The 12,234-nt window shown below is 43.6% G+C and carries 11 protein-coding genes; 6 read left to right on the forward strand and 5 right to left on the reverse strand.

What is annotated here, in order from left to right; translation table 11 throughout:
• Nucleotides 1-36: 36 nt before the first annotated feature.
• The 4 genes from ccoG to EO130_RS14270 are packed head-to-tail and all read left to right on the forward strand — an operon-like array spanning nt 37 to nt 3,900.
• Nucleotides 37-1,446 (forward strand): cytochrome c oxidase accessory protein CcoG, encoded by a 1,410-nt coding sequence (gene ccoG / locus EO130_RS14255; protein ID WP_127142207.1) that lies wholly within the window; start codon nt 37-39, stop codon nt 1,444-1,446.
• An 11-nt stretch (nt 1,447-1,457) separates the two neighbouring features.
• Complete coding sequence (locus tag EO130_RS14260) at nt 1,458-1,904, forward strand: FixH family protein (RefSeq protein ID WP_127142208.1); 447 nt, start codon at nt 1,458-1,460, stop codon at nt 1,902-1,904.
• Between the two features lie 2 nt (nt 1,905-1,906).
• Nucleotides 1,907-2,617: a sulfite exporter TauE/SafE family protein gene (locus EO130_RS14265; protein ID WP_127142209.1), complete on the forward strand. Its 711-nt coding sequence runs from the start codon at nt 1,907-1,909 to the stop codon at nt 2,615-2,617.
• 14 nt (nt 2,618-2,631) lie between these two features.
• A complete protein-coding gene (locus EO130_RS14270) occupies nt 2,632-3,900 on the forward strand; it encodes an acetyl-CoA hydrolase/transferase family protein (RefSeq protein ID WP_127142210.1) in 1,269 nt (422 codons plus the stop codon).
• 87 nt (nt 3,901-3,987) lie between these two features.
• Here the strand turns inward: EO130_RS14270 and EO130_RS14275 are convergent, their stop codons facing one another.
• Entirely contained in the window at nt 3,988-4,812 is an 825-nt protein-coding gene (locus EO130_RS14275; RefSeq protein WP_127142211.1) for a universal stress protein, read from the reverse strand.
• Nucleotides 4,813-4,829: 17 nt separating this feature from the next.
• A complete protein-coding gene (hemN, locus tag EO130_RS14280) occupies nt 4,830-6,188 on the reverse strand; it encodes an oxygen-independent coproporphyrinogen III oxidase (protein WP_127142336.1) in 1,359 nt (452 codons plus the stop codon).
• 185 nt (nt 6,189-6,373) lie between these two features.
• Between hemN and EO130_RS14285 the strand changes: the two genes are divergently transcribed.
• Complete coding sequence (locus EO130_RS14285; RefSeq protein WP_127142212.1) at nt 6,374-8,221, forward strand: CBS domain-containing protein; 1,848 nt, start codon at nt 6,374-6,376, stop codon at nt 8,219-8,221.
• 1 nt (nt 8,222) lies between these two features.
• Complete coding sequence (locus tag EO130_RS14290; protein ID WP_127142213.1) at nt 8,223-9,425, forward strand: succinylglutamate desuccinylase/aspartoacylase family protein; 1,203 nt, start codon at nt 8,223-8,225, stop codon at nt 9,423-9,425.
• Nucleotides 9,426-9,477: 52 nt separating this feature from the next.
• Here the strand turns inward: EO130_RS14290 and EO130_RS14295 are convergent, their stop codons facing one another.
• The 3 genes from EO130_RS14295 to EO130_RS14305 form a co-directional block, all read right to left on the reverse strand.
• Nucleotides 9,478-10,209, reverse strand: coding sequence for an energy transducer TonB (locus EO130_RS14295; protein ID WP_127142214.1), 732 nt, complete (start codon nt 10,207-10,209; stop codon nt 9,478-9,480).
• Nucleotides 10,210-10,319: 110 nt separating this feature from the next.
• Nucleotides 10,320-11,033, reverse strand: a complete 714-nt coding sequence (locus EO130_RS14300) for a DUF2490 domain-containing protein (RefSeq protein ID WP_127142215.1) — start codon at nt 11,031-11,033, stop codon at nt 10,320-10,322.
• A gap of 105 nt (nt 11,034-11,138) precedes the next feature.
• Nucleotides 11,139-12,107, reverse strand: a complete 969-nt coding sequence (locus EO130_RS14305) for an ROK family protein (protein WP_127142216.1) — start codon at nt 12,105-12,107, stop codon at nt 11,139-11,141.
• Nucleotides 12,108-12,234 lie beyond the last annotated feature (127 nt).

The following is a 12,234-nucleotide window of genomic DNA, read 5'->3' on the forward strand; positions in this document are numbered from 1 at the left end:
TTCGGCAACAATTATTATCCATAAACCACAAATGCGATGGAAGAGAATTTTAGGGATTCCATAGGCACAATCACACAAGAAGGTAAAAGGAACTGGATTTTTCCAAAGAAACCCAGCGGAAGGTACTATGATTACCGAAAGTATGTTAGTTACTTTCTGCTGATTTTCTTGATTGCAGCTCCCTTTGTCAAAATCAATGGGCACCAATTTTTGTTGTTCAATGTACTGGACCGAAGGTTCAATATTTTTGGGCTTCCGTTTTGGCCACAAGATTTTCATTTGGTGGTGGTGTCCATGATCATTGGAGTGATTTTCATCGCACTCTTTACGGTGGCTTATGGCCGTATTTTTTGTGGGTGGATGTGTCCCCAAACCATTTTCTTGGAAATGGTCTTTCGTCGTATCGAGTATTGGATCGATGGGGATAGGGGAGCACAGATGCGATTGGCCAAGGCTCCGTGGACGGGTAAAAAGCTTAGGAAAAGACTGTTGAAGTGGTTCATCTTCTTTGTCATCTCCTTCTTTATAGCCAATATATTTTTGGCCTATTTGATCGGAAGCGATCAGCTGTTGGCCTATATTACCGATGGGCCCACGGCACACATGGGAACCATGATTCCCTTGTTGATTTTTACAGGAGTGTTCTATTTCATTTTTGCATGGTTCAGGGAGCAGGTTTGTATTATTGCTTGCCCTTATGGTAGATTGCAGGGAGTTCTTTTGGATGATAAATCCATCGTTGTCGCCTACGACCACAAACGTGGAGAAGGTGAAAACGGACGAAAAAAGTTCAGAAAAAACGAAGATAGGGAAGTCTTGGGGCATGGTGACTGTATTGATTGCCTGCAATGTGTAAACGTATGTCCCACGGGAATAGACATCCGCAACGGAACACAGTTGGAATGCGTAAACTGTACGGCCTGTATTGATGAGTGCGACCATATTATGGAAAGTATCGATAAACCCAAAGGGTTGATCAGATACGCCAGCGAGGACGAGATCACCAATAAGAACAAATTTAAGTTCACCGCCCGTATGAAGGGATACACTGCCGTACTCGTGGTTTTGATAGGGGTTTTAGTGGGAATGCTGTTCATGCGGAACGAAATCGAGGCAAACGTGCTCCGCTTGCCGGGACAGTTATACGAGCGTAAAGCGGACAATATCATCAGCAATGTGTATACCTATAAATTGGTGAACAAGACCACCAAGGATATCGAAAATGTGTCCTTTAAACTGATGTCTCACAATGGCGAAATCAAAATGGTATCACAGGACACGTTCACGGTTCCTGCTGAAGAACTTGCGGAGGGAACGCTATTTATAGAAATAAACGCTTCCGCACTCAATGGCGATAAGGATCAACTTGAAATTGGTGTTTACAGCGGAGAAAAACTCATAGAAACTACGGTGACACAGTTTTTGGCACCGAGAAGTTATAATTAAAAAAGAAAACGATGAAAATCAATTGGGGAACCGGAATCGTGCTGGCATTTATTGGCTTCATAGCCTTTATCCTATATTTTGTGGTAAGGATGAGTACCGATGATAGCGCCAACCACGATTTGGTGACGGAAGAGTATTATAAAAAAGAGTTGACCTATCAACAGCAGATAGATGCCTCAAAAACCGCTACCGAAATGGATGCCAACCTCACCGTTGAGAAAACGGATAAGGGTTTGGTCATCTATTTTCCAGAACGTTTCGACCCCAAAAAAATAAGTGGAACAGTGTCCCTATATAGACCGTCTAACAAGCACTTGGATACCAACTTTCCTATAAGTTTATCCAATACACATTTGCTCATACCTGACAATCGCTTGGTAGACGGTCGCTGGGACATTTCCATAGACTGGAATTACGAAGGTAACTCCTTTTTGCATAAAGAAAAACTGGTGTACTGATCATGATGACCTCTGCTTTGGTTTTGGGACTTTTGGGAAGTCTGCACTGTTTGGGCATGTGCGGACCCATAGCCTTTATGCTGCCTTTGGACCATGGCAATACGATAAAAAAGACCACGCAGCTTTCCATTTACCATTTGGGAAGATTGTTGGCTTACGGAATCATAGGAGTACTTTTTGGCTTTTTGGGAAAAGGATTGGCTCTCTTCGGGATACAACAAAAGCTTTCCATCGGGATAGGGGCCCTCATGATTCTTCTGGTACTGATCCCAGGGAAGTACATGAACGGGCATAAATTTTTATCACCTGTTTACTCCATTATCGGTAAGGTGAAATCCAAACTTGGGGCAGAGCTCAAAAAAAAGACTCCCGATACCTTTTTGACCATAGGCTTTTTAAACGGCTTTTTACCCTGTGGCTTGGTTTATATGGCCCTTTTGGGAGCCATTGCTATGGGCAGTCCCATTGAGGGCGGACTTTACATGATGATTTTTGGTCTGGGAACTGTACCGTTAATGTCGGCGGTGGTCTATTCCAAAGGAATGTTCAGTGGCCCCATTAAAGCTAAAATTCAAAAATTGATACCGGTATTTGTGGTGATCATAGGTATTTTGTTTATTATACGTGGACTTGGATTGGGAATTCCCTATGTTTCCCCCAAGGCGGCCCCTGCAGATGCAGTTACGGCGACCATAGAATGCCATCAACCCTAAAAATATAATCCAAAATGAAAATAACATCAGCGGAAGAAGCGGTAGGAATTGTAAAATCAGGAGACCGTGTCTTTTTCCAAGGAGCGGCAATGACGCCCAACGAATTGATTGATGCCCTATGCGAGCGTCACAGCGAATTAAAGAATGTTGAAATTATATCCATCCATACTGAAGGTGATGCCAAATATACAAGGGAACCCTATTGCGAAGCCTTTACCCTTAATGCCTGCTTTGTGGGCGGCAACGTCAGGACCTTTGTAAACACTTATATGGGCGATTATATCCCAGTATTCCTGAGCGAGATACCTTGGTTGTTTGCCGATGAATACTTGCCCTTGGACGTAGCCTTTGTTCAAGTGTCGCCACCAGACAAGCATGGGTATTGTTCTTTGGGGGTTTCCGTGGATGTGGCTTTGCCCGCCATCCGAACCGCTAAAAAAATAGTGGTACAGATCAATCCTCAGGTGCCTAGGACCCATGGTACAGGTATTGTCCATGTGGATGAAATCGTATTTGCTACAGAGGTCAATAGGCCCATACATGCACACCTTCCTACTGAACCTTCCGAAGTGGAGCAGGAAATAGGAAGACATGTGGCATCCTTGATTGAAGACGGTGCAACCCTTCAAATGGGAATCGGTAACATTCCCAATGCGGTATTGTCCAACCTGGGCAACCACAAAAACCTTGGTATCCACACCGAAATGTTCTCTGATGGGGTTTTGCCCCTGTTGGAAAGTGGAGTGATCAATGGGAAGGAAAAGGCGGTAAAACGCGGTAAAATTGTGAGCTGCTTTGCTGTGGGCTCTCAAAAATTATATGATTTTATAGACGATAACCCTATTTGTGATTTTAGAGACTCTGGATATACCAACGACACGGCCAGAATCCGAAGAAATCCCAAAGCAACCGCCATTAACAGTGCCATAGAAATTGACCTTACCGGCCAAGTCTGTGCCGATACCATTGGAGGGTACCAGTTCTCAGGGGTAGGGGGGCAAATGGATTTTATGAGGGGAGCCTCGCTTTCCAAGGGAGGAAAGCCCATTATTGCCATGTCCGCTACCACCAAAAAAGGCGTTTCCAAAATAACCCCATTTTTAAAACAGGGAGCGGGTGTGACCACCACTAGGGCCCACATGCACTATGTGGCCACCGAATATGGCGTGGTAAACTTGTTCGGCAAAAACCTAAAACAGCGTGCCAGCGCTTTAATTTCGATTGCTCATCCCGATCATAGGGAAGATTTGGAAAGAGCGGCTTACGAAAGATTCCACGGTTAGGTAGAAAGGCAAAAATAAAAAGGGGGCAATTTTAAAATTGCCCCCTTTTCGTTAGAATTACACGAAACCAATCAAAAATGTAATTCATTAAATCTTAAAGGTGATTACAGGTGCTTTGGCATGGTTGGCAATGTCTTCGCCAATGCTTCCCATAAAAAAGTGGGATAGCCCTCTTCTTCCATGGGTAGGGATGCCAATAAGATCTGCATCAATTTCGTCACTATAATTGAGAACGCCCTTTTCAACGGTATAATCGTTGAAAATCTCCACAGTCAGATCTGTTTGGGCCTCTTTAAGGAAAGTGTCGATTTTGTTTTGGGCATCGGTGGTGCTCAAAAACTCATCACCAGGAGTGTTTATGTACACCATATGTAATTTTGAGCCAAGGATTTTTGTCATTTTTTGGGCTTTTTTCAAAGCGGGGACACTTTCTTTCTCAAAATCACAGGCAAAAACGAAGTTTTTGGGATCAAAATCATCCGACTCATTCCCTTTGATGACCAGTACAGGCACATCTGATGTACGAACGACTCTTTCGGTATTGGAGCCAATAAAGATTTCTTCCAATCCATCGACACCATTGGAACCCATCACGATGAGGTCGGCCTCATACTTTTCGGCTACTTCGGCCACTTCACTAAACACCTTGTAATGCTTGATAATGGGAGTCAGTTTTATTTCCTTGAGATAGGGTTGGTCCAAAAAGTCGGCAAATCTTTGCTCACCGAGTTTGATAAGGTGCACCACTTGTTCTTGCGAAATATATCCGGACTCTCCCATAATGGCAGGGGAAAGTTCCAGCATGTGGAGTACAAAGAGCTCAGCTTTTTGCTGTTTTGCTAATGAAGCGGCCACTTTTAGGGCCTTTTCTGATTGATTTGAAAAATCAACCGGTACAATAATACTTTTCATCTTGTTGTTTTTTTAGGTTAAACGGTCATGGAAAATATTCGGGTATCTGGTTTTTTTCTTTGCAGTTTAAGGTCAAAGGCCATACTAATGTTTCTTACAAATGGCCTTCCCTTATCGGTTACTTTGATGTGTTGGTTGTCCAGTTCTACCAATCCGTCTTTTTCCAGTTCGGAAAGGTTGGCCAATACCATATCAAAATCTACCGATTGTTCATCTTTGTCATTCCAGCTGGTCTCAAACCGGCACATGATATTTAGGATATGCCTTCTCAAGATTTCATCTTCTTCATTAAGGATATGTCCTCTAAAAATAGGGATAACTCCATGTGAAACCAAACTCTGGTATTCCTCCACATTCTTCACATTTTGTGCAAATCCATACCAACTATCGCTAATGCTGGAAGCGCCTAAACCTACCATAAGCTTGGTCTTGGACGGGGTGTAGCCCATAAAGTTTCTGTGCAGTGTCCCATTTTCCAAGGCCTTGTACAGACTGTCCGTTGGCAGCGCAAAATGGTCCATTCCCACATCCTTATATCCAAATTCGGTGAGCATTCGCTTGCCCATCTCATACTGGGCCTTTTTCTCTACGGATGATGGCAAATCTTCTTCCTTATAACCACGCTGTCCATTTCCTTTGAGCCATGGCACGTGCGCATAGCTATAAAAAGCGATCCTATCTGGTTTGATGGCGTTGGTTTTTATGATGGTGTTTTCTACGTCATCACAATTTTGGAACGGAAGTCCGTAAATGATATCGTGTCCAACCGAGGTATACCCGATTTCCCTGGCCCAATCGGTTACATTCTTTACATTCTCGAAGGGTTGTATCCTATTGATGGCCCGTTGCACGGTAAGGTTGTAATCCTGTACTCCAAAACAGACCCTTCTGAACCCTACATCAAAAAGAGCTTGTAGGTGTTCCCTTGTCGTATTATTGGGGTGTCCTTCAAAACTAAATTCGATATCATCGGTTTTGGTACTCATCCGAACAATTCCCTCGATCAAGATCCTTAGATTTTCTGGAGAGAAAAAAGTGGGTGTCCCGCCGCCCAAATGGAGCTCTTTTATAACGGGTTTTGAACCCAAAAGGTCAACATACAACTCCCACTCTTTTAAAACCGACGTAATATAGGGTCGCTCCACCTCGTGGCGCTTGGTAATCCTTTTATGACATCCACAAAACGTGCACATATGCTCGCAAAAGGGCAAGTGAATGTAAACACTGATACCCTCTTCGGGATTTTCTTGGAATGCCCTGAGTACACTCGAATTCCATTTTTTGCCTGAAAAACTTTCAATGTCCCAATAGGGCACAGTAGGATAACTCGTGTATCGAGGGCCCGGAACATTGTATTTTTGAACTAATCCGCACATAAGCTGCATACCTTTACATTATAAGCCAAAAGTACCGTTGATGGTTCTTATAAAACATGATAATTGTCAGGATAACTACCTAAAAAGCCCACAAGACCAATCAATCTACTGACAAGTATCATATGTTGGACCTGATTGATGGCGTACTTTTATAGGAAGGAGAAGTAGGCACAAACTTAGGTCCCATGGGAGAACATATTGCAAAAAGCGCATTCAACGAAGAAGAGCGGAAACTATTTGTACAGCAACTGATCGATGATATCCAAGCCTTGGAGACCATGATCAAAAAAGGGTTGATTGAAGATGATATTGTGCGAATAGGTGCCGAACAGGAAATGTGCCTCATCAAAGACGATTACAGGCCAGCCTCAAATTCCTTGGATATCCTAAAGGATTTGGACGACCCGCACTACACCACAGAATTTGCGACCTATAACATTGAAGCCAATCTAGATCCCATCACGTTGGAAAGGGATTGTTTTGGTGCCATGGAAACTCAACTGACCGGATTGGTGGAAAAGGCAAAACAATCGGCAAAAAAGAATGGAACTAGGGTGTTGCTTACGGGGATTTTGCCCACCATCAGTAAAGATGAACTGGGTATGGACTTTATGACGCCCATACCTAGGTATTTTAAGATAAACGAAGTTTTAAAGGCATGGCGTGGAGATGATTTTACTTTACGCATCAAAGGAGCTGATGAACTTTCGCTCCACCACGATTCTGTTCTTTTTGAAGCGTGCAACACCAGTTTTCAGCTGCATCTCCAAATACCTCCAGAAGATTTTACCAAAAGTTACAATTGGGCGCAGGCCATTTCTGGTCCGGTTTTGAGCGCGTGCTGTAACTCGCCTTTGCTTTTGGGCAAGGAACTTTGGCGGGAGACACGGATTGCGCTTTTTCAGCAAAGTTTGGATACCCGGGTTTGGACCAAGGCCTTGAGGGAGGAAGTGGCAAGGGTAGGTTTTGGGGAGCGTTGGCAAAAGCACTCCGTGGCCGAAATTTTTAAACAGGATGTTTCTACCCATCGCATTTTATTGACCAAGCCGATTACCCAAAATTCGTTGGAGTTACTAGAGAAGGGCCAAATACCGAAATTGGAAGCACTGAGTCTGTTCAATGGCACGGTGTACCGCTGGAACCGTCCCTGTTATGGAGTTGGCAACGGGAAACCCCATTTGCGTATCGAGAACAGATACATTCCAGCAGGACCTACAGTTTTGGATGAAATGGCCAACTTTGCCTTTTGGGTCGGGCTAATGGCCGGTAGACCACAGAAATATGATGATATGCCCAGTCTAATGGATTTCAGGACTGCCAAGCTCAACTTTTTGAGGGCAGCAACGAGTGGCAGACATGCCATGTTTTCATGGATGGGAAAGGATATGACAGCCAAAAAAATGATCAGGGAAGAACTTCTGCCCATTGCCTATGACGGCCTCCGAAAATTCCATGTTGATGAAAGGGATATTGAACGACTTTTGGGTGTGATCAAAGCAAGGACCGCCGGCAATACAGGAGCCGAATGGCAGATCCATAATTTTAGGGAACTTTGTAAACAGATGAAATTGGACAGTGCGATTGTGCAATTGACCAGATCAATGTATAAAAATCAGCAGACCAACGTTCCTGTGCATCAATGGAAGCCTATCGAGAACATGGGAGAGACCAAGGAAGCCTTTAAGTGGGTCAACCAGATCATGTCCACCAAGCTTATGAAGCTTTATGAGGATGATTATGCGAATTTGGCCCTCTCAATCATGCAATGGAACAATATTCATCACCTCCCCGTGGAAAACGGGAAAGGTGAGCTCGTTGGCTTGCTTACCTGGAGCCATATCGAAAAGTTTGAGCAATTGGACAAGAAGGGAGCCAGGGTAGGGGATATCATGGTGAAGGATGTTATCACCATAACGCCCAAAACTGAGATAAGCAAAGCAAAATCATTGATGGACGAGTACAAAATTGGATGTTTGCCCATCTGTGTGGACACACATATTGTGGGGATCATCAGTAAAGTTGATTTGAAGTAGTATGGTATTGGTTCATAGCACGGCATTGGATGAAACGGTAAAAATTGATAGGGTCATTGATCATATTCGTGGAAGACCGGGAGGTCCTACCGTTGTTTTTTTTGGTGGGGTACACGGTAACGAAACAGCTGGGGTTTTCGCATTAAAGGAAGTTTTTAAAGAGCTTAAATCGAACAATGTCCCTATTGATGGTGAGATTTATGCGATATCTGGAAACTTGGGAGCGCTCACTACAAGACAACGGTTCCAGGACGAGGATTTGAACAGGATCTGGTTTTCGGAACGAATCACAAGGATTGTGGAGAAAAAGGAGATTCACAATAAGGAAGAAAAAGAACTCCATGACTTGTATGTTCTGATAGATTCCATCCTGGAAACAGGAAACCCTCCCTTTTATTTCTTAGATCTGCATACCACCTCGGGTGATACATCACCGTTTATGGTGCTCAACGATAGTTTGTTGAACCGCACCTATGCGTCGCATTACCCATTGCCCATTATATTGGGGATTGAGGAGTATTTAAAAGGAGCCCTATTGAGTTATATCAACGAGTTGGGTTATGTGTCGTTAGGTTTTGAAAGCGGGCAGCATGACGATGATAAGGCAGTGCATAATTGCATTGAGTTTGTGCGGTATTCCTTGGCGTTGGTCGAATCGATGCCCGTTTCTTCCGAAAAACTTAAGGAATTAAAAGAAACTGTTGCCGGATTCAGTGTTCCGCGTCACCGGTTTTTTGAGATTTATCATCAGCATGATATTGGTCCCGATACAACCTTTGAAATGTATCCTGGTTATGTCAATTTTCAAAAGGTACCCAAAGGCGCTCCGTTGGCTTCGGTGGATGGAGTAGCTCTCAAAACCACAAAAACCCGACAGATTTTTATGCCGCTCTATCAAAAACAGGGGAATGAAGGATTCTATTTTATTCGCCCAATTCCCCAATTTGTATTGTGGCTTTCCAAAAAGCTACGAAGGTTTAAGGTAGACCATATTTTGGTAAAACTTCCGGGAGTTTCTTGGGCTGACAATAACAAGGACACTTTGTTGATAGACCTCCGTATTGCCCGGTTTTTTGCCAAGCCCTTTCTGCACCTATTGGGTTATAGGGCCCGCAGGTACGACCACGCGCACCTCATCGCCAAGAACAGGGAAAGTGCCTCTAAATCTCACGAGTATAGCAAAACCACTTGGTTTAGGCCATAAAAAAAAGGCCCAAGAACTGTCTTGGACCTTTAGGTATAAAGGATAGTTGGCTTTAATTTGCTTTCATGACAAAGTTGATGGGAATGCTGTATTTAACACTTACGGCCTTACCTCTTTGCTCGCCAGGCTTCACTTTGGGCAAGGAAGCGATGATACGCTCCGCTTCTTTTTCCAAAAGTTTGTCCGGACCTCTTTTTTGTATGTTGGTCACCCGGCCTTTGGAATCAATCACAAATTGAAGATATACCCTTCCGGTAATGCCCATATCCAAGGCGGCTGGGGGATAGGAAAAGTTCTTTTTGATATGCTCTTGAACTTTCTGATTAAAACACTCTTTTCGTTCAGCTTGGCTTTGAAGGTTTTCACAGCCCGGGAACACAGGTACATTTTCAATAACGGCAAAGGGTATTACTATGTCCTCTTCGACCTCTTCTACATTTACATCCTCGATGCTTACCACGGCATCCTCGATAAAGGTCTCTTGGCTACTCTCGGTGCTCTCTATTACGGTCTCTTTTACATCTTCCACGTCCTCTACGATCTCAATGACATCAGGAGCTGATGGCGGTGGTGGAGGCGGTGCGGTGCGGATTACTTCTGTAATGGGTACATCTTCCTTAAGTTCGTCGGTTACCTGTACAACTTCTGAAACTTTGGATTCCTCGTCATAGAACTTTACTTCAAAGGATTGCCATGTCATAAACAATACGGAAGTAAGTCCTATCATAAAATAAAGACTGCTATTTCGTCCTATTTCTGCGTTTGGGTTCTTTTTTGGTTTCATGACTTCTACTATTTAACTCTGTTAAAGGTAGCCTTCTTCAGTAACGCAAAATATGATAATAATCAGTTTTTGATAGGAGTAAGAATTTTGCTTTCAGAAAGTTACATAGGTCAATCCGTCAAAAGTGCCATATCCTTTTGGGTAAGATCAATAAAGAAAGAGATACTTAATCGTATCATATGGTCGCTGGAATTACTGAATTTATGATTGAAGTATCCGATGTCTGCCTTGATTTCCTTGCTCATCTGACGACCGAAACCAACAAACACTCGATTTTGGTTAAATATATCTCCGTCCATACTAAGAAACAGTTCGTCAAAGGCTTTAAAATAGAAACCATTTTGGATAGGTCGAACATATTGTAGCCGGTATCGAACCCTATTATTTACCTCTGGCGCCTCACCGCCGATCCAACGCCTATTCTCAAATCGTATCCGATGGGAAAATGAATTATCGTTGAATTTGGAATTTAAAGTGTATTCACCGTACAGCCAGAGCTGATTGGTATTTGCTACGGTATTGGTTTCCAAATAAGAATTGGAGTTGAGCAGGGCAAACCCACCAGTAAGTTCTGAGTTTTGACCTGTTTGATACGAAGCGCCCGTCCTAAAGAAGAAAAATCCATACCTGTCCAGCATGTGGTGGTGCCGAATGATGCCTACAGCCGGTATGCTCCAATCTTCATGTACCTTGGCTGTGCCACACAGTAATAGCCATGAGCCATACTCGTTTTCTTCAGGATGCTGTGCGAGAAGCGATTGGGATAGCAGGACGGAACATATAAAGGAACAAACCCATCCAAAAAAATACTTTGCAAACCCCATGGTCAATCGTTTTTGATTGTTGGAGTACAAAGTTTTTCATTAAAATGCTCGACAAAGTATGACGCATGTCATAGAATGACTTTTTCAATAAAAAAGTGGTGCAGCTTAGGCTTGTTTTTTCTTTTCATTTTCCCAGATGAGGGCTGCAGCACCACAGATGGCGGCAGTTTTGCCCTCCATGCTCGAATGTAGCAGCTTTACCTTGCCCTTGTACACATCTAGTAGGAATCCGTTGAAATATTTTTCCAAAGGCGTCATGATCCATTTACCGCTATTGGTGAGTCCGCCCATTAAAATAAACGCTTCTGGTTGGGTAAAAGCGGTGAAATTGGCCAGTGCCTGCGCCATGATGCGAGCGGTATAGTCGAACGCCTTTAGGGCAATCTCATCCCCTTCCTCCGCAGCTTGGGTAATGTCCTCCCCATGTAAATCGTTGTAGGCAATATCCCTAAAACGGCTATCTACCAAGTATTTGCTCTGCATAAACATTACCGTTCGCTTAAGGCCGGTAGCGGAAACATAGGCTTCCAATCCGCCCTTTACACCCAATCCGGTCAATCTCCCATCGCCCATGGTCATGTCCACATGGCCCAATTCGCCTGCAAAGCCATCATACCCATCAATCAACTGACCGTTGGCCACAATCCCCGCACCAAAACCGGTACCGAGGGTGATCACGATAAAATCGGTCATGTTCTTGGCGCCCCCAAATAGCATTTCGCCTAGTGCAGCTGCACTGGCATCGTTCATGATACGTATGGGCATGGGCATGCGCTTTTTTAACTTCTCTACCAAGGGAACGGTGCCCTTCCACAATAAATTACTGGCATTTTCAATAGTACCGTTTTTGCTGGAGGCATTGGGTGCGCCAATGCCGCAGCCAATCACATTGGCCTCTTGTCCCAATTGGGCCAATAACTCATCGGAGGTAGACTTTATTTTGTTCAAATACTCTTCCAAATTGGGGAAATCCTTCGTTCTAAAAAAGGTTTGTTCGTGGCATACACCCTGTTCATCAACAAGGCCTATCTTGGTTTTGGTACCACCAATGTCTATCCCAATGACTAAATCCATAACTAAAGCGGTGTTGTTTTGCGGTTTTTAAATATAACCAAAAAAGGTGGCAATAAAATAACCCTCTCGACTTTTATAACGCCCGTTTTTTTGCTAATATCAAGGAAAAGTTGAAAATACTGACTTC

The sequence above is a fragment of the Flagellimonas marinaquae genome (genome assembly GCF_003992675.1).
Lineage (GTDB): Bacteria > Bacteroidota > Bacteroidia > Flavobacteriales > Flavobacteriaceae > Flagellimonas > Flagellimonas marinaquae.